At 60.0% G+C, this 18,602-nt stretch carries 12 protein-coding genes and 5 pseudogenes; 7 read left to right on the top strand and 10 right to left on the bottom strand.

All coding sequences use genetic code 11. From position 1 onward, the window contains the following. From BSF79_RS18585 to BSF79_RS20150, 8 genes and pseudogenes are all read right to left on the bottom strand, one after another. Positions 1-5,888 (bottom strand): calcium-binding protein (locus tag BSF79_RS18585; RefSeq protein WP_090271334.1); only part of this gene is annotated, 5,888 nt, incomplete at its 3' end. 126 nt (positions 5,889-6,014) lie between these two features. Beyond that, positions 6,015-7,034 (bottom strand): hypothetical protein, encoded by a 1,020-nt coding sequence (locus BSF79_RS18590; RefSeq protein ID WP_090271335.1) that lies wholly within the window; start codon positions 7,032-7,034, stop codon positions 6,015-6,017. Between the two features lie 126 nt (positions 7,035-7,160). Then, positions 7,161-8,282: a glycosyltransferase family 61 protein gene (locus BSF79_RS18595; protein WP_090271336.1), complete on the bottom strand. Its 1,122-nt coding sequence runs from the start codon at positions 8,280-8,282 to the stop codon at positions 7,161-7,163. 36 nt (positions 8,283-8,318) lie between these two features. Continuing rightward, complete coding sequence (locus BSF79_RS18600) at positions 8,319-9,416, bottom strand: GSCFA domain-containing protein (protein ID WP_090271337.1); 1,098 nt, start codon at positions 9,414-9,416, stop codon at positions 8,319-8,321. Then, a complete protein-coding gene (locus BSF79_RS18605; RefSeq protein WP_090271338.1) occupies positions 9,413-10,150 on the bottom strand; it encodes a hypothetical protein in 738 nt (245 codons plus the stop codon). Before BSF79_RS18605 ends, BSF79_RS18600 begins: the two co-directional genes overlap by 4 nt. An 82-nt stretch (positions 10,151-10,232) precedes the next feature. Next, entirely contained in the window at positions 10,233-10,403 is a 171-nt protein-coding gene (locus BSF79_RS19880; protein WP_175545377.1) for a hypothetical protein, read from the bottom strand. 18 nt (positions 10,404-10,421) lie between these two features. After that, entirely contained in the window at positions 10,422-10,826 is a 405-nt protein-coding gene (locus tag BSF79_RS18610) for a sulfotransferase family protein (protein ID WP_175545378.1), read from the bottom strand. Next, positions 10,763-11,028 (bottom strand): annotated as a pseudogene (locus BSF79_RS20150) (hypothetical protein); the annotation flags it as partial. The gene BSF79_RS18610 and the pseudogene BSF79_RS20150, both read right to left, overlap by 64 nt. 63 nt (positions 11,029-11,091) lie before the next feature. On the opposite strand from BSF79_RS20150, the pseudogene BSF79_RS18620 reads away from it, so the two are divergent. From BSF79_RS18620 to BSF79_RS18635, 4 genes and pseudogenes are all read left to right on the top strand, one after another. Next, positions 11,092-11,631: pseudogene (locus BSF79_RS18620) on the top strand (transposase); the annotation flags it as partial. A 233-nt stretch (positions 11,632-11,864) separates the two neighbouring features. Continuing rightward, a pseudogene (locus BSF79_RS18625) lies at positions 11,865-12,104 on the top strand (transposase); the annotation flags it as partial. A gap of 228 nt (positions 12,105-12,332) precedes the next feature. Continuing rightward, on the top strand, positions 12,333-13,694 hold the full coding sequence (locus BSF79_RS18630; RefSeq protein ID WP_090271340.1) for an IS110 family RNA-guided transposase: 1,362 nt from the start codon (positions 12,333-12,335) through the stop codon (positions 13,692-13,694). Beyond that, positions 13,695-14,607: pseudogene (locus tag BSF79_RS18635) on the top strand (IS3 family transposase); the annotation flags it as partial. On the opposite strand, the gene BSF79_RS18640 reads toward BSF79_RS18635, so the two are convergent. Further along, positions 14,604-14,939, bottom strand: a complete 336-nt coding sequence (locus tag BSF79_RS18640; protein WP_217650102.1) for a hypothetical protein — start codon at positions 14,937-14,939, stop codon at positions 14,604-14,606. The pseudogene BSF79_RS18635 and the gene BSF79_RS18640 sit on opposite strands and share 4 nt — an antisense overlap. Before the next feature lie 563 nt (positions 14,940-15,502). Between BSF79_RS18640 and BSF79_RS19610 the strand changes: the two genes are divergently transcribed. The 3 genes and pseudogenes from BSF79_RS19610 to tnpC all read left to right on the top strand — a co-directional run. Next, positions 15,503-15,751 (top strand): hypothetical protein, encoded by a 249-nt coding sequence (locus BSF79_RS19610; RefSeq protein WP_139246497.1) that lies wholly within the window; start codon positions 15,503-15,505, stop codon positions 15,749-15,751. Then, positions 15,748-16,101 carry an IS66 family insertion sequence element accessory protein TnpB gene (tnpB, locus tag BSF79_RS19615; protein ID WP_139246498.1) on the top strand — a complete coding sequence of 118 codons (354 nt, stop codon included), beginning with the start codon at positions 15,748-15,750 and terminating at the stop codon, positions 16,099-16,101. The genes BSF79_RS19610 and tnpB overlap by 4 nt, the downstream gene beginning before the upstream one ends. Before the next feature lie 54 nt (positions 16,102-16,155). After that, positions 16,156-17,199, top strand: a pseudogene (gene tnpC / locus BSF79_RS18650) (IS66 family transposase); the annotation flags it as partial. Positions 17,200-17,542: 343 nt separating this feature from the next. Here the strand turns inward: tnpC and BSF79_RS18655 are convergent. Next, positions 17,543-18,583, bottom strand: coding sequence for a hypothetical protein (locus BSF79_RS18655; protein ID WP_139246499.1), 1,041 nt, complete (start codon positions 18,581-18,583; stop codon positions 17,543-17,545). Between the last annotated feature and the right edge of the window lie 19 nt (positions 18,584-18,602).

Raw genomic sequence — 18,602 nt, forward strand, 5'->3', positions numbered from 1 at the left:
CCGGCATTGGCGGTCTCGGTAAAGTTCACCTGGAACTGATCGCCCGTGGCACTGCCCTGACCAAAGACCAGAACGTCGCCATCAGCGGCCGTATATTCCTGGATCCAATCCGAACCGTGATCCGCCACACCCAGATGGAAGAACCGGTCAGCCCCGGCGCCCCCGTTCACCCGGTCATAGCCGAAGCCCCCATTCAGGAAGTCATTCCCGGCCCCGCCATACAGAACATCCGACCATGCCTCGCCCGTAAGAACATCGTCCCCGTCCGCGCCGATCACAGTGTCCGTGCCAAAGCCGCCAGACACGCTGTCATTGCCATTATCGCCACGCAGTTCATCGTTGCCATAACCGCCGTCGATCGTGTCATTCCCGTCGCCGCCATAGATCACGTCGCGCAGGTCGGCCTCGGTCTCGCCGCCGATCAGGAAATCGTCCCCGGTCCCGCCGATCAGCACATCGTTGCCATCACCACCGCGCAGCGTGTCATCGCCGCCGGTGCCGTTCAGCGTGTCATTGCCGTCAAGACCATCCAGAACATCCGGACCGGCCCCACCAGACAGCAGGTCATCCCCATCCGTACCCGTCCGGGTCAGACCACCGTTCGACACAGTCACGCCCGCGCTCTGTAGGGTTTCCGTGGTTCCAAACCCATCGACATATTCGATGCGCAAGGTCAGCGCGGCCCCGACATCTTGCGTGGTAACGTCATAGGCGGCAGCAGTTGCCCCCCCGATTGCAACACCGTCGCGCAGCCAGACATATTCCATCTCGCCCAGACCATCGGCATCTGTCAGCGCAGCGGTATCCGCGATCAGGGTTTCGCCCACCACCGGGTCGCCTGCGATCACAACCGCCCCTTCGGGCGCGGCGTTCACGTTTTCGATCACCCATTCCACCGAGGCCGTGACCGTCCCATTCAGCGGATCGCGTGCGGTGATCGTGACGGTATAGGGAACGATGCTGGCCTCGACCGTGCCGCTGATCACCAGACCGTTTTCGGACAGGGTCATACCTTCGGGCAGGCCCTGCACCTCCCAGTTCAGAGCGCCGCCATCAGGGTCAGAGAAATACTGACCAAAGTCCACGGAAACCGCACCTTCGATGCTGCTGACGCTGGCAGGCAGGCTCGAAACAGGTACTGCGTTCTGACCGACCTGAATCATCTGCGCCAAGCTCAGCGTCTGATCGGTGAACTGGAATCCCTCGATATTGCTGACAACATCGCGACCCAGATGCGATACGATCGTAAAGGTCCCCCCCGCATAGCTGACGGTCGCATCATCCAGGCTCACGCTATAGACTGCGGTATCGGACCCGTCGCCGCCATCCTTGACGTCATTGCCGGGACCACCGTTCAGCACGTCATTGCCGCCACCGCCCAGCAAGGTATCATCGCCATCGCCGCCGATCAGGGTGTCATTCCCGTCGCTACCCGACAGGCTGTCATCCCCATTCAGACCCCGCACCAAATCGTCGCCAGCAAGCGCATCGGTGACGTCATCGCCATTGGTGCCGTTCAGCAGGTTATCCTGATCGGTCGGGGCCACGGATTCCAGCGATCCGATCTGTCCCATATTGGACAAAAGATCCGCATGGGTCCAAACCGCACCATCGGCCCATTCGATTTCCTCAATCGCGCCGGTATGCGACCCGTTCAGCGTATTGACCAAAATGAGCACATCGCCGGTCGGGCCGAAATTGACCACGATCGATTCATTCGTGTCGTTCTGCCGGTAAACCGTGGCATTTCGGGCGAAATAGTCATGGATCACGACCCGGTCCGTTCCGGTGCCATCCCCCAGATCATTCACCACATCCAGACCATCCCCCGCCATGAATTCATAGCGGTCTCCGCCTTCGCGTCCGGCCAGCACGTCATTGCCGGTGCCGCCGATCAGGGTATCTGCCCCGCCCTGCCCCGACAAAACGTTGACGGCACTGTTGCCAATCAACAGGTCATCGAAACCCGAACCGTCAATATCCTCGACATTGATCAAGGTGTCGCGGTCGCGCCCCTGAGCATAGCCCAGCACCAGATCCACAGTCAGACCCTGAGTTTCGTCCAAGAACTGTACAAGGTCCTGGCCTGCGCCGCCATCGATCGTATCGTCGCCTTCGCCCGGCAACAGAACGTCACGCCCATCGCCACCGAACAATTGGTCATTGCCGCCATCCCCCAGCAGCGCGTCATCGCCGCCAAGGCCGATCAGCGTATCCGCCCCGGTAAACCCAAACAGGCGGTTGGCCGCATCGTCACCGGTCACGTTATCACTGTGCAACGAGCCGTGAACGTCTTCGATCCCGCTCAGAACATCCATTCCGCCGGTCCCGTCACGGGCCGTCCCGTCAGCCAGGTTCACAACAACCGGGCCGACGTCGTCCAGATAGCGCACCAGATCCAGCCCGTCACCGCCGACCATCGTGTCGTTGCCAATCGCGCCTTCCAGCGTATCGGCCCCGGCATCGCCGGTCAGGCTGTCATCACCCTGCCCGCCCTGAATATAATCGTTGCCGCCATTGCCGTTGATCGTGTCGGCGCCATCAAAGCCAAACAGGCGGTTATCGCTGTTCGTGCCGCCAATCCTGTCCCCGTAATAGGACCCGTGGACATATTCGATATTGCGCAGCGTGTCGGTCCCGCCCGAGGCATCCTTGCCCGTTCCGGCCAACAGATCCACAGTAATCCCGGCGCTGCTGTTCAGATAGCGCAGGGTATCCAGCCCGGCGCCGCCATCCATCGTGTCGTTGCCCTCGCTGTCCCACAACTCGTCGTTGCCGGTCCCGCCCAGAAGGCTGTCATCGCCTTCATCGCCATGCAGGATGTCATCGCCCGCGCCGCCATCAATCGTGTCATTGCCGCCAAAGCCGAACAGGCGGTTTACCCCGGCATCCCCGGTCAACCGGTCACCGTATTGCGAGGCGCGCACGTCTTCGATGTTGCGCAGCGTGTCGGTGCCACCGAACCCGTCCAGCGCTGTCCCCGTCGCCAGATTGACCGTCACCGCGTTGCTGCTGTCCAGATACCGCAGCACATCGCGCCCGGCACCGCCATCCATCGTGTCATTGCCAGTGCCGCCCGACAGGTCATCATCACCGGCCTGACCCAGAAGGCTGTCATGGCCTTCACCGCCTTGCAGGATGTCATTGCCCGCGTTGCCCGCCAGCGTGTCATTCCCGGAAAAGCCGCGCAGATCATTGACGCCGACATCGCCCGCCAGAACATCGCCGAAGGTCGAGCCATCGACACTTTCCAGCCCGCTCAGCGTATCAGTGCCGCCAAACCCATCCTGCGCCGTTCCCCCGGCCAGATCCACCGAAACCCCGGCGGTGCTGTCCAGATAGCGCAGCAGATCAATCCCCGCACCGCCGTCGATCGTATCGTTGCCGCGACCGCCCCAGATCTCGTCATTGCCGGTCTGGCCTTGCAGGTTGTCATTGCCGGCATTGCCCAGCAGCGTGTCATTCCCGGCATTCCCCGAGAGAGTGTCGCCACCGTCATAACCGCGCAATTCGTTGGCATTCTGATCTCCGCGCAGCACGTCATCAAAGATAGACCCATCGATATTCTCGATGTCGCGCAGCGTATCAGAGCCGCCAAAGCCATCCTGTGCCTCGCCATTGACAAGGTCCACCACAACACGTGCGGTGCTGTCGCGATAGCGCATGAAATCCAGCCCCGCGCCGCCGTCAATCGTATCGTTGCCGCGACCGCCCCAGATTTCATCGTCACCCGTGCCACCAAACAGGCTGTCATGACCATCACCGCCCAACAGCAGGTCATCGCCCTGAGCCCCGTTGATCGTGTCGTTGCCGCCAAAGCCCTGCAACTCGTTGTCGCCGAGATCACCGCCCAGCACGTCGTTGAATTGCGACCCATGCGCCGCCTCGATCCCGATCAGGGTATCCGTGCCGCCTTCGCCATCTTCGGCACGCCCTGCGGACAGCTCGACCACAACACCACTCGCGGCTTCGATATAGCGGACAATGTCAAAGCCCGCGCCACCGTGCAGCGTATCATTGCCCGCCTCGCCCCAGACTTCATCATCGCCGACGCCGCCATCAATCACGTCATTGCCCGCACCGCCCAACAGCACGTCGCTGCCGCCATTGCCCAGCAAAGTATCCGCGCCTGCATAGCCGAAAACCCGGTTGTCGCCATTATCGCCGATAACATGGTCGTTCTGCCCGGTCGCATAGACCTCTTCGATACCGCTGATCAGGTCAGTATCACCAAAACCGTCCACTGCAGTGCCGGCGTTCATATCCACCCGGATACCTGCGATGCCGCCACGATCGAAATCTTCATCGTAGTGGATGCGGTCCACACCGGCGCCGCCGTTCAGCGTATCCGCCCCCCGCAACCCCCAGAAGGCGTTTTCCAGATCATTGCCCAGCAGATTATCCGCGAAAGGTGTGGCGCGGATATCATCGATATTGATCAGCGTATCGGTAAAGCCAAAGGCATCGCGCCCTGTCCCGGCCACCAGATCGACGATCAGCCCCATCGTGCCGTACTCATACCGGCCCAGACGGAAGTTGAACGAGCCGGTCACCACCTCGGCCTCATAGGCCATGGTGTCGGCATCCCCGCCGCCGCCATCAATCGTGTCATTGCCCTGATACCCGGTGAACCACTCCAGATAATCATGCTGGGGGTTGCCGCCGATCAGCGTATCGTTGTGCATGGTGCCCTTCACTTCAAGGAAGTGCAGAGCCTGCGAGAAATCCACCCGCATATTGGCCGAGGACGCAATCCCCGTGGCCAGATTCACGGTCACAGCTTCGTCGACCTGGAACACCATCTGGTGGCCATATCGCGACCCCAGCGAGGTGGTTCCGATAACGGTCTTGTTGCCGCTGCCGCTGATAATGACGTTGTCACGCACGTCGTCAGAGACGGTTCCCACCACGATGGTGTCGTTGCCCTCGCCGGTGAATATCAGGTTTTCACCATCTCCACCGTCGAGATAATCATCCCCTCCATACCCGAACAGACGGTTATCCTCGGCGTCCGACCCGATCAGCCGATCCCCAAGGTTTGACCCGTAAACATATTCGATCGAAATCAGGCTGTCGGTATGCCCCCAGGTATCGGTGGCCGTCCCCGCGCCCAGATCGACCACAACGCCCTGTGTGCCGCCGTCATTCTGATACGACGCCGTATCGAAATCCGCGCCGCCATTCAGCGTATCGTTCCCGACCCCGCCAGTCAGCAGATCGTCGCCACCCTGGCCGTTGATCAGGTCATTGCCCTCCCAGCCAAGCAGCGTATCCGCGGCCGCACTGCCCAAGATCGTATCATTAAAGGCCGAGCCATAGATCCATTTAATGCCGATCAGCGTGTCCAGATCGCCAAAAGTGTCGCGTGCCACACCGGTTGCAAGATTAACATTCACCCCCAGCGTGCCACCATCACGGTAATAGGCAATCTGATCCTGCCCATTGCCATCACTCAGTGTGTCGTTGCCTGCCCCGCCAACCAGCAGGTCATCCCCGCCGCCGCCATCGATGAAATCATTGCCGTCCCAACCATGGAGCGTGTCATTGGTGGCCGCGCCCAAAAGCGTATCATTCAAGGCCGAGCCAAAAACCGATTCAATGCTGATCAGCGCATCAAGATTGCCATAGGTGTCACGCGCCACACCGGTTGCAAGATTGACATTCACCCCCTGTGTGCCGCCGTCACGGTAATACACAACCTGATCAGCGCCGGCGCCGCCATCAAGGCGGTCATCCCCCGCTTGGCCAATCAGAAGGTCATTACCTGAAAATCCCTGAAGCGTATCGTTACCACCGCCCCCAATAAGGGTGTCCTTGCCGGCACCGCCGGAAATATTCTCATCTGCCATAAGTCCAACAATTTTATAATTAATGTCGTTATCGGCCATATCACACCCCCTGCCATTCGCCTAGCACGCAGACCACCTGCGCGCCGAAAGCGCGTTATTTCATGCAACGGGATGCTCAATAATTAGTTTACAGCGAACAAAGGCCCTGACGTTCCCGAAGGCGGATCACTTCCTTGCGAAATCCACGCCTTCCAAAGACAATATCTCCTGTGCCAAATTCCGGCAGAAGTGCAGCCAAAATGTGACGCCGATATCTTCGCGGAACAGGCTCAGCGCCTCGCGGCTGGCCGGTGAAAATTCGAAATCGGGCTGATACGGTTTGCGGCGGCGGACCAGTTCGGCATTCAGCGGATCGAAATGCTCTTTCAGCCGGTCAAATTCCACACGCGTGAACAGGCAATGCTTGGCCTTGAGGCCGTATTCCTGTTGCAGATAATGCTCGGCCCGGCGCAAAAGCCAGGCCGGGGCCGCCTTGGGTTCAGACACGATATTGCCGGCCCAGCTGGCCAGCGCCGGGGGCGACACGTTGGACGCGCCCGACATCATCGGCTTCAGATCCTCGTCTTCGGGGTTCAGCCCCAGAAACCGCAGCATGCTGCCCATCACGCCGCCTTCGCTTTTGCGGCAAGCGTCGAACTCCATCAGGGTCACATTTTCGGGCCCAAACGCATCTTCCAGACGATCAAGAAGCATTGTGTAATCAGCCCAAAGTCCGGCAAAGACCCCGTGGTTCAGGGCCGGCGTCAGCAAAACCGGCGGGCGCGGCGGCGAAATGCTTTTGGACAGTTCCAGATAAACCGACTGCATGAACGACCATTGCTGACGCAGCACGCAAACCACCTGCACCTCGTCAAAAGCCTCCAGATGCTGGCGCAGCTCCTTGTAGTTCACCCCGCCCCGCGGCCCGGCGCGCGAAAATTCTTCGCTGCTCAGCACAACGGTAAAATCGCTGTCCGCATAATCCGTGCAAATCTGCTCGAACGTGGCCTTTGCCCCCTGCGGGAGTTCGAATTCATCCCCCACCGGAGACCACAGCGCCGTCAGACCGTGGTGGCCTGGGATATGGTTCAGCAACGGGTATACGATACCGCGATCGGAGATCTCAGGGGCAAAGGACCAGAACCGTTCCTGAATGGTGGTTGTGGCCGTTTTATGCGTGCCGATATGAATAATGACTTTAGACAAAACAAAACCTCTTCGCAGGGCGCGATACGCGGCAGCGGTATATCAATTGCGTGATGGGGTAAATTGCAACAATCAGGTAAAATCCTGACGGCATGTCAAACCTTTCGCGTGCGAAAGGTTTGACGCTCATCCCTCCGACACCACAGACAGGGCCTGATGGGCCGGGCCGACATCGAACGCGTCTGACAGGTTTTCCAGTTCCTGATGCAGCGCCTCAGGCGTGGGGGCCTGCCAACCGCTGGGCTGGATGAACCCACAGGCCGCCAGATCAGACCCTAACGCGGCGAAATTCAGCAGGCTTTGCGCACGCGCATTGGCGCCGGGGAACCGACGGTGAAACAGCATTTCCAGCACGTGATTGTCGCCCTTGGGCACAGGTCCTGCGAACGAGGTAATCTGACGTTCGAACACCGGGAAGACCGTCTTGCGGCGCCAGATGATAAAGACCTGCTGATCAGGCCGCGCGGCCAGCGCATAAAGATGCAGGGCCGAGCCTTCGGAGAACACCAACTGGTGCGCATCCGCATAATGGCGCAGCTGTTCGGCCGCCCCCAGCATTTCGGGATGAATGACAGTATAGCCCTGCGCCCGCATATTACGGTCGATCTCGGCCTCCAGCACAAAACGCGCGCCTTCGCGGGCCAGCCCTGCACGCGACACGAACACTTTTTCGGGGCCTTGCGGACGGTCCTTGCGGGCGCGGGCCACACCGGCGGCCATGAAATCGCGCATCAACGGATGGCCCGCCACAAATCCCGCCGGAAACCTGAAAGCCGCGGGAACGAACAGGCGCTCCACGCGGGTGGGGCGGTCAATGCGGATCAACGGCAGATCCGGGATCAGAAACCGCAGCACATTGAGTACAGAATTCTGCACAGGCTGATCGGGATGCAGCGCATAAAACACCACGCCATCCAGCCCCGACAGCAGGTCCGCCGCCCAAAGCCGCGCGATGTTTTCAGAAATGAAATGGCCGAAATGCGCGTTCTGCAACAGGCCCAGATACAGATACCGTCCCTTCAGATGGTCCTGCGCCGAGACCGGGTCGATCTGTTTGGCCGGATCGTTTTTATGGCTGTTGAACACGCTTTCGCCACGGCCGAACAACGCCCCATTGGCCCAGTAAGCCCCGCCGCCAAACCGGCCCGGAATGACCCCGCCGCCTTCAGGCTTGGCACGAGGCGCTTCGTGAAAGGTGGACGGGGTCACGATCCCATCAAGCAAGATTTCGATACTGGTCAGGCTCATGTCTTCTTCACATTATGTCAGGCGGCGGGCAGGGGATCAGCTGTTGGCGGTGCGGGCCTGAGTGTCAAGGATCTCTTCATCGCAGACCACTTTGACCAGCCGTTCCATTTCCTGAGTAGCCAGATCACCGATGGGCGCGGGGGCAGGGGCCGCCGATTGCCCGAACTCCAGATCGGCCCCGGCCAGTTTACGAAAAAACAGCCGCATCACATGCGCCACCCCCACCTCGCGGACGGATCGCAGATCCTCCGCCAGATAGGCGCCGCGCGCATGCGGGCCAAGAATGACCTCGTAAGAGGGGAAATACATCAGATCGGGCAGGGTCTCTTCCAGCATGGAGCAGGCCACGCGCAGCACCGATTTGGAATAGGTGGTGGCGCTCAGCACGTGCTTGCCCGAGGCCGAGGCGATCAGCGGCACCGGCGACACGGTCAGGATCACCCGCGCCTTGGGGTTCACCCCGCGCAGCAGGGTGATGAATTCGGTCAGATCGGCCACGATTTCGGAGACCGTGAAATTGTGGAACATGTGGCGATCCGGGTCGAATGCGCCCCCGGCGGTGCCCGGACACAGCGGGAAAACCGCGCCATCCTCTTTTGACACCCAGCCTTCGGTCAGGCCAAGGGTGAACACGAACACATCCAGCGTTTCAAACCCTTTGCGCACGGCGGCGAAATGCTGGGCGCGGTCCAGATCATATTCGCGCCGGGAGGCAAAGCCATCGGGCTGGATCTGCGGGCGGAACGGATCAATCAAGGACCCGGCCTTGCCGTCCCAGACGTCCTCTTGCGGGGTGAATTGCCCATAGGCGCGCTTGAACAGCTGCAACAGCTGCCGCGCCACATAGATATTGCCATAGCGCGCGGTGAAGGTGCCGTAATTATAGGTCGCCGCGTTTTCCGGGGAAATCATCGGGTGAGCGGTTTCGGTGATCATCGCGTCAAAGCCGCTTTGGCGCATGTAGCGGGCGATATGCTGCGCGAAACAGCTGCCTGCGGTCATCACCTTGTCGGTGGGGGTCAGGCCAAAGCGTGGAGTTTCATCCACCGGATCCACCTGATCAGCAGGCAGGGCCGCGACAGAGCGCCGCCAATAGGCGCTGGCGGGCAGATCGCGATAGGGGGTGCGGCTCATCGGGCAGCCTCCGTTTGGGCGCAATAGCGGCTCAGCTGATCCAGCACGGCATGGCCATAGGCCGGGCCGGCATGGGTGGGGTCGTCGCGCCAGGCGGCGGGCATCAGGAAGCCATGTTCATCTTTCATGCTGTCCGGCGTGGGCAGATAGGGAATTCCCTGCTCGGCGCAGATATCCATCATCATCTGGGCCTGAAGCCGCCAGAACCGCCAAACCCGCTCGCGCCGGGACAGGCCGTAATTGTTGATCAACGGTGCGAAATGTTTCGCATGGCGCTGAACGTTTTCCGCCGGAACGGGGGGCGGAGATTCCAGATGCAGCACCGGCGCCTTGGCCGTGGCGCAGATGGCGGGCAGAACCGGAATGGTTTCATGGGCCATGTCGGCCAGATGTTGGCGGATCAACCCATAGGGCATAATTTCCGCTCCATCCTCGAGTGGCAAATCAGGGGCCTGCGGCAGCACGAAATCATATTTGCGCGGGTTGTTCACCAGCCCAAGGCTGAAATGCGCGTTCCCGGCCACACAGGACACGATCAATTCAAACCGCGGGGCACTGACAATTTTGGCGATCTTGGGGGTCAGCACGCCCTGATCATCCAGATTGGGCTGGTAATAATCGCTGCCAATCGGAGCGAACTCGATATTCATCCCCGCAACCTTCTTGCCGCGTTCGGCATAGGCCTGCTGGATGCAACCGATATGGCTGTGCCCAATGATCAATACGGGTTTCATCTATCATCCTGCTATGAAATCTAACCAAGCAATACCGTCATTTAATGCCATGCAAAACGCCATGGCAACCGACGGGTCGGGATCACGCCTGCATCCCCCTCTTATGCAGCGCAAAATCGCCTGCATAAAACGCATGGACCCGCTTGCGCGTGGCCGGTGTCATCTCCAGCCCTGCGTCCTGGGGCAAGGCATTTTCCACCGCGCCCTCGCTGACCGGAAAGGGCATGCCCAGACGGTCAGAGAGCCGCTCCACCGTATGGCTGGCCTCCTGTCACCTGCGCCTGCGGCAGCACAAACTGTCCTGCGGGCGGATATGATTGTTCATCATGAAGGGATCCAGGGCGTAAGTATCAAACATCTGGTTCACCCAGACGTCAAAGTCGGGCAGGGGCAAAAGCGAATGGGCCCGCCACCAGAGATATTCGCTTTGCAATCGCACCATCGGGTCGCGTATGACGGTAAATACTACGTCGAAACTGCTCAGCACCATCACCTCGCGCAGCAGGGCGGCATGAAAGTGCTGAAACGAACATCTCAGGTGACGCGACACCGAATTGGGCTGTCCGCCGCCATCCTGAAACCGACCTTCCAGCCCTGATGTCAACGCCGGACCAAAACAGCACGAAGCGCCGGAGAGAAAGTGCGCCACTTGGCTTGATCTGGCCACCCAGTCCATGCCTCAATACTGTCCAAGTGACGCATTGCGGCCAGCGCAGCGCTGTCCATCCCGTCTAACCAGCGGGCCAACCGCTCAAACGGAAAACCGGATGCACGCAGCCCCCTGCCACACCCATAGCCAGCGGTGCGAAGATGGCACCGCTTCCGTCGCTGGCCGCGATCCTGGCAGCTGTGATAGCGGCCTCGATCCGGTCTCCATGTGACCTGCCACGGGATTTTTCCTCCATTTGGAATTAGAGTCCGCCCCAACGAAGGGACGGACAATGAAGCGAACGAGAGACACAGAAGAACAGATCATCGGCATTCTGACCGAGCATGAGGCTGAGGCGAAATGCGCCGACCTTTGTCGCAGTTCAAGCGTCAGGAAAACGGTCCGGGGGACCGTTTGTAGCGCCGAACGGGATGTCGGAAGCCACCTTTTATGCCTGGAAGGCGAAGTTTGGCGGGATGACGGCTTCCGATGCCAAGCGGCTGAAGGCGCTCGAGGATGAGAACGCAAAACTGAGGAAGCTTTTGGCCGAGCAGATGCTGGAATGAACCCTTGTCCGCCATTGGTCCGAGGACAATGGGCGAATGCGGCGATGAAGGAACTGCTCTCAAAAATGGTAGGGTCCGCCGGAAAGCGCGAAGCTGTTGCACATCTTCAGGCCACGCTGGGCCTGTCGGAGCGTCGGGCCTGCCGCCTTGTTGGGGCGGATCGCAAGATGATCCGCTCCCAGTCCATACGACCGGCCGAAACCGAGCTGCGCCAGCGGCTGCGGGATCTGGCCAATGAACGCCGCCGGTTTGGCTATCGGTGGCTACGTTCATAAAATGTCTCAGTTTGGAGATTTGGTCAACGACAGTCTCTCCCATAACAAACACAGAGTACGCTTTTGCGGCTCTCACCGTCCTTAAGACGAGATCATCGGGTCGCTAACACAGAAGGCCTAAACATTATCTACGAGGTCAGTTGCCTGCCTCCATGGCCCTTACAGTGAGGTGCCCCTAGATTTGTAGACGCTTTGCCCCCTAACTTTGAGGCGAGGAGGCCGACATGGGGACAAGCAATTACAGCGACGAGTTCAAACGCGACGCAGTGCACCAGATTACGGTGCGGGGATATCCGGTTCGGGAGGTTTCCCGGCGCCTGGGCGTCAGCACGCATTCTCTTTACAAATGGATGAAGCTCTTCACGGAACCGAAGTCGAAGACGAATGGCGTCGACCACGAAGCCGAGAATCGGCGCCTGAAGCGCGAACTGGCCCGCGTGACCGAGGAGCGCGACATCTTAAAAAACCGTTCCGGGCCGCAGCCCGCCTGTGCGCGGTATAAACAGCCTATGCTATGCTGCGCGTGAAGGGCAGTTGCCGATCGCTTATTGGAGGCTCTGACCCCGTTAAAAAACGTGGCACATGGGCTGATGCGTACTTGAGAGTGGTGACGTCGTGCTTGCGGCGATCCCGGTTAGGAAGATGACGAACTTGCATGGCCCACGCCCTTCGCCTTGAACGGAGGAGATGCGATGGCAAAACCCATGCCCGGCGACCACCCGGAACTGAAGATGGTCAATCCGAATGCGGTGGCGATCGATATTGGCTCGACCATGCACATGGCTGCTGTGAACTCTGACGCTGACGCCATGCTGGTGCGCGCCTTCGGGACGTTCACACAAGACCTGCACGACCTCGCCGAGTGGTTCCGGTCGTGCGACGTCACCAGCGTGGCCATGGAATCGACCGGCGTTTACTGGATACCGGCCTTCGAGATCCTGGAGGCGCATGGCTTCGAGGTCATCCTGGTGAATGCCCGCTATGCCAAGAATGTGCCAGGCCGCAAAACGGACGTCAGCGATGCGGGATGGCTGCGCCAGCTGCACTCTTATGGGTTGCTCCGTGGCAGTTTCCGCCCCGAGGCCGAGATCGCCACCCTGCGCGCCTACATGCGCCAACGGGAACGGCTCACTGAGTATGCTGCCGCCCATATCCAGCACATGCAGAAGGCACTCATGGAGATGAACCTGCAACTTCATCATGTCGTCTCCGACATCACTGGTGCGACCGGCATGCGGATCATCCGTGCCATCGTCGCCGACGAGCGCGATCCGGAGGTTCTTGCCGCGTTCCGGGATGTCCGCTGCAAATCCTCTATGGACACGATCAAAGCCGCGCTGGTCGGCAACGACCGCGAGGAGCACGTCTTTGCCCTGACACAGTCGCTGGAGCTTTACGACTTCTACAAGGCACAGATCGAGACGTGCGACCGTAGGCTGGAGGCTGCGGTGGGGGCGCTGACGATCCGCGCAGACGATGATCTGGCCCCGCTGCCCAAGGCGCGGATCAAGGGCAGGCAGCATAATGCGCCATCCTTCGATGTGCGGGCTGCGCTCTACGGGGTGTTGGGCACAGATCTGACGCAGATCCACGGCCTCGGGCCATCGCTGGCTCTGAAGCTGGTGGCCGAATGCGGCACGGACCTGCATGCCTGGAAGAGCGCCAAGCACTTCACGTCGTGGCTCTGTCTGGCCCCGGGGAACAAGATCTCTGGCGGCAAGCTGCTGTCCTCGCGGACGCGTCGATCTTCAAGCCGCGCCGCTGCACTTCTGCGGCTGGCTGCCGTCACAATTGGCCGGAGTGACACGGCCCTCGGCGCGTTCTATCGACGCCTCTCGGCGCGGATCGGCAAGCAAAAGGCGGTGACGGCCACGGCGCGCAAGATTGCCGTTCTGTTCTACAATGCCATCCGCCATGGCATGGCCTACCAGGATCAGGGGGCGGCAGCCTACGACGAGCGACACCGGCAACGTGTGCTCTCAAATCTCCAGCGTCGCGCGAAGACACTCGGCTATGCCTTGGCGCCCATGCCACAGGAGTTGGCTGTTTCTTAGGAAGGCAACGGTGTACTTCGCGCGAGGGTCCCAATGAAGTACGCCTTTATCAGGGCACACCGCGAAGAGTTCGGTGTCCGGGCAATGTGCCGGGTGCTGCGGGTCCATTTCTCCGGTTTCTACGCATGGCTTAAGAACCCGTTAAGCCAGCGTGCGCAAGAGGATGTCCGTCAAACCGAACTGATCCGACAGGCTTGGGCCGAGAGCGGCAGGGTCTATGGCTATCGCAAGCTGACGGACGATCTGCGCGACCAGGGCGAACGGATATTCGAGAACCGGGTGGCGCGTCTGGCGTCTCTGGCTGGGATCGCCGCGCAGGTCGGTTACAAGCGCCGTCCGGGCCGGTATGGCGGCAAGCCAGCCATCGTGGCCGAGAACAGGCTGGAGCAGCGGTTCGAGGTTGCCGCACCCGATCAGGTCTGGGTAACTGACATCACCTACATCAAGACCCATGAGGGCTGGCTGTATCTCTGCGTCGTCATCGACCTGTTCTCGCGCCGCGTGGTTGGCTGGTCGGCGCAATCACGCATGACCACGGACCTGGCCCTGCAGGCCCTGTTGATGGCCGTCTGGCGGGCGAAAGCCAAAAGGGCAGGTCATGGTGCATTCAGATCAAGGCTCCCAATTCACGAGCCGGGAGTGGCAGACGTTTCTCCGCCAGCACAACCTCGAACCCAGCATGAGCCGACGCGGCAACTGCCATGACAATGCCGTCGCGGAGAGCTTCTTCCAGCTTCTGAAACGGGAGCGGATCAGGCGGCGGACATATCCGACACGCGACGACGCCAGGCGTGACGTGTTCGAATACATCGAGCTCTTCTACAACCCGAAGCGCAAGCACACGAACAACGGCATGCTGTCCCCCGTTGACTTCGAAATCAGACAGCAGAAACTGAACAAGGCAGGTGTCTAGCAAACTAGGGGCACCTCAGTTGTCTCGTCGGGTCGTAGAATGTCATCGGCTGCGAGCATCAACCGCCGCATGGCATCTGACCGATGCGCGATACCGCGCCGCCCAAGTGCGGCATCAAAGCCCTTAAGGTCGCGTTCCGACACACGGATGCCGACCACGCGAGACCGGCTGGCATTAGCCACCTGCCGCTCTGAGGCGTGATTGGCAGCGTTGTAGATAGACTTCAGGCTGACGTCATAGCGCGCGGCAAGTTCGGCAGCAGCAACGCCCCGAGATCGCTCTCTGGTGATGCTCAGACACTCAGTCTCGGTCAGTCTGCGGCCGCGTGACATTTTGAAGTTAACGTTCCTATTTCTTGCCAACTTCGTACAAGCCCGCCGACTCCTAACGCAAGTGGAGTCGGCGGGCATGTACTCAATGTAAAAAATCGCCACGCAGGGGCGATTTCCCGTCCCTTGTCAAATGGGTCGCGCTTCGCGCTTATTGCACCGCGCGATGCGGCAAACGCCGCGCGCTTCACGCCCTCCGCACGCCGTCTTCGGCGTATCGCCGGACGTCCTTTGTTGGGTGTCGACTGCATGATGTCGAACGCAGCGCGGCAGCGGGATCACGTCTCACGACATATGCGTTCCGCATACTGGCTCGCCTCAACCGTCCTTCGGAAATTGGCAATCGCAGCAGGTCAGGCGCTCCGCGTCGAACGCAGGGCGTATCACCAGACCTGATCCAACCTACTCCGCAACGCTGCGGCAGGACGGCCGGGATTTTCCGAAACGGGGAGAAGACGAACCTGGACCTGTGAATCTTAAACCGGCGACCGTAGCGGAGCCGACGATGCGATCTAAGAGACGTGTTTAATGACGTCATTAGCGACGTCTCTTATGTGGGGTCTGCGATGCGTGGCGAAATTCTTGGGGCTGAGCGGCGACGCTTTTGGCATGACGACGACAAGCTCGAGATTGTTATGTCGGTTGATGGCGGCGATACTCCTGTGCCAGCAGTGTCTGCACCGCTTACCAAGTCTGACGCTGCATCCGCTGACCCTATCGAGATTGAGATCGGCCAAGTGACAATCAGGCTCGATGGCACCACCAGTTCTGACCGGATTGCCGAGATCGTGCGGGCAATTGGGTCACGGCCATGATGTTCCCGTCAAACCGCGTGCGGGTTTTGGTCTCGACGCAGCCCGTGGACTTCAGGAAAGGTCATGATGGCCTGGCTGAAATCGTGTCATCTGTGCTGCGCAAGGATCCATTCACGGGCACGGTGTTTGTGTTCCGGTCGCGCAGGGCGGATCGGCTGAAGCTGCTTTACTGGGACGGCACCGGACTGGTGATGGCTTACAAACGGCTGGAGGAGGCAACCTTCACCTGGCCTGCGATCAAAGACGGGATTATGGCGCTGAACCACGCCCAGTTTGAGGCCCCGTTTGCCGGTCTGGACTGGCGTAAGGTCAAGGCCTTGGAGACGCGCCCATCTGCTGCGGCAGAATGAATCAACCACCGTCTTTGACGTGTTTTTACTGTGGTTTTATCGTAGTCTCGGGCCATGATCGAGATGCCCGCCATTGGCCTTTCCACCATCCCTGCCGCGCAGCGCGCGGTGGTTACGTCATTGATGGAAACGATCACTGCACTTCAGGATATCACCCAACGCCAACAGCATCTGATCGCCGAGCTGAACCATGCCCTGCATGCCAAGCGGTCGGAAAAGTTGACCGAGGATGAGCGGCAACTGGCCTTCGAAGACTTGTCCATCGCACTTGCCGAGGTCGAGGTGCAGAAGGACCATCTGGCCGCCAAGACAGTTGACAAGACGACAACGAAGCCTACGCCAAAGCGCACCATCGGCAATCTGCCGACCGCACTGCCGCGCATCGAAGAGGTTATCGAACCCGCCAGCCTGATCTGCCCCTGTGGCTGCGGTATCATGCACAAGATCGGTGAAGACCGCAGCGAGCGGCTGGACATCGTGCCGGCCCAGTTGCGCGTCATTGTCACCGTGCGCCCGAAATACGCCTGTCGGACCTGCACCGACGGCGTGACCCAGGCCCCTGCGCCAGCGCATCTGATCATGGGCGGGTTGCCGACCGAGGCGGCCATCGCTCATGTGCTGGTCAGTAAGTATGCCGACCATTTGCCATTATACCGACAGAGCCAGATCCTGGCGCGGGCGGGTCTTGATCTGCACCGCGCCGTGCTGGCGGATTGGGTTGGCAAGGCGGCGTTCCACCTTAAGCCCATTGTAGACCGACTGGCCGAACACCTGAAGCGATCCGACAAGCTGTTCATGGATGAAACCACCGCCCCGGTGCTGGATCCGGGGCGCGGCAAAACCAAAACTGGCTATCTCTGGGCACTTGCCCGCGATGACCGACCATGGGGCGGCGAGGACCCACCCGATGTGGTTTACTTCTATGCCACCGGTCGGGCGGGCGAGAATGCCGAAACCTTTCTCGTCGGCTTTGACGGCATCCTGCAGATCGACGGCTATCAGGGCTACAACAGGCTGACCAAACCCGCGCGCAAGGGCGGCGACCCCATTCGCGTGGCCCATTGTTGGGCACACGCGCGCCGCAAACTGAAGGAAGTCTTTGACCGCGACGGCTACACGCTGCTTCCCGACGGCTCATGCCATCAACAAGAACAGCGTGACGAACGCGCCCATACAAATCAACGTGCTTCAATCACGCCCCCGTCCAAACAAAGAGCCTAGCAGGACAGGCAAATCAGCCTATCTGCAGCCGGACAATCCGGCCGCTACGTGGTGCAGTATTCCACCGGCGTTCTCACCCTGACGCAAAAAGGCATGGTCAATCGAGGTGCCCGCCGCCTTGGGGATATGGATGAATAGGGCAGATTTTCCATCCTTCATGTAAATCGGCATACGTTTTCCTTTCCCGACACCTAAGGATGCGGCCCACTAATATGACCTCTTATTTGCCCTGTTCTGGACCTGCGGGGGGTATTTTGCCAGTTTTTTCCGATGCATTAAGCGGTGCTTCAAAACCGAACCGCGCCATGCGCACCCAGTACGCGATTGAGATATCCTCGCGAAACAGGGTTACACCCTGCGGGCTGAACGGCTCCAGCGCAAAACCCGACCGCTGCGCCACCGGATGCTGGGCCAGGGTCTGATTGCTGGCGTCAAAATGGGTTTTCAGCCGGTGAAATTCAGCGCGCGTAAACAGGCAGGGTTTCACGCCCGCCCCGTATTCCTGCCGCAACGCATGGGCGGTCTTGTTCACCAGCCACAGCGGCGCATATTTAGGTTCCGCGATAATACTGGCCGCAAAGCTGGCCAGTGACATCGGCGATACGTTCGAGGCCCCTTCATTCACCACCTGCAGCTGATCCGCAGTCAGGTCCACCCCCAGATGCGCCAGAAACGCGCCCACAATCCCACCCGGATGGTGGCGACAGGTATCAAAGGGCATCAGCGTGATTTCCTCGGGGGCAAACGCCCCCTCCAGCCGCTCAAGCAAGCGATTATAATCGACCCAAAGCCCTTCATAGAGACTGGTCTCGATCGCCTGCTCCACCACCTTGGCCGGGCGCGGCGGGCAGCGCCCGCGCGAAACTTCGACATAAACCGACTGCAGGAATTGCCATTGCGGGCGCAACACGCAGATCACTTCGATCTCGTCAAAGGGGTCCAGGACCTCGCGCAGCTTGGCCGCATCGACCAGACAGCGGTCGCGGGAAAACTCCTCGCTGCTCAGAAACAGGGTGACATCCTGATCGGCATAGCGGTCGGTCAGCGCCTTCAGCGTCCCCAGATCCCCATCGGGCAGGCGAAACATCTTGGGCATTTTTTCCCAGTTGATCACCAACCCATGATGGCCAGTCTGCTTCTCCAGCAGACGCGGATAGATCAAACCGTGCTGCTCCAGCAGCTCGGAATTGGCCCAAAACATGTCTTGAATGGTGGTGGTGGCGGTTTTATGCGTACCTATGTGAAGGACAACCTTGGACACGTGGGGCGGCTCTTTCTTC

It is taken from the genome of Thalassovita taeanensis (assembly GCF_900110775.1).
Classification (GTDB): Bacteria; Pseudomonadota; Alphaproteobacteria; order Rhodobacterales; family Rhodobacteraceae; genus Litorimicrobium; species Litorimicrobium taeanense.

Excerpts from the sequence above, each read along its gene's own strand:
- BSF79_RS18630 (WP_090271340.1), top strand. The coding sequence starts at position 12,333 with ATGGCAAAACCCATGCCCGGCGACCACCCGGAACTGAAGATGGTCAAT.
- BSF79_RS18640 (WP_217650102.1), bottom strand. The coding sequence starts at position 14,939 with ATGTCACGCGGCCGCAGACTGACCGAGACTGAGTGTCTGAGCATCACC.
- tnpB (WP_139246498.1), top strand. The coding sequence starts at position 15,748 with ATGATGTTCCCGTCAAACCGCGTGCGGGTTTTGGTCTCGACGCAGCCC.
- BSF79_RS18600 (WP_090271337.1), bottom strand. The coding sequence starts at position 9,416 with ATGAGCCGCACCCCCTATCGCGATCTGCCCGCCAGCGCCTATTGGCGG.
- BSF79_RS18610 (WP_175545378.1), bottom strand. The coding sequence starts at position 10,826 with ATGGACTGGGTGGCCAGATCAAGCCAAGTGGCGCACTTTCTCTCCGGC.
- BSF79_RS18605 (WP_090271338.1), bottom strand. The coding sequence starts at position 10,150 with ATGAAACCCGTATTGATCATTGGGCACAGCCATATCGGTTGCATCCAG.
- BSF79_RS18595 (WP_090271336.1), bottom strand. The coding sequence starts at position 8,282 with ATGAGCCTGACCAGTATCGAAATCTTGCTTGATGGGATCGTGACCCCG.
- BSF79_RS19610 (WP_139246497.1), top strand. The coding sequence starts at position 15,503 with ATGCGTGGCGAAATTCTTGGGGCTGAGCGGCGACGCTTTTGGCATGAC.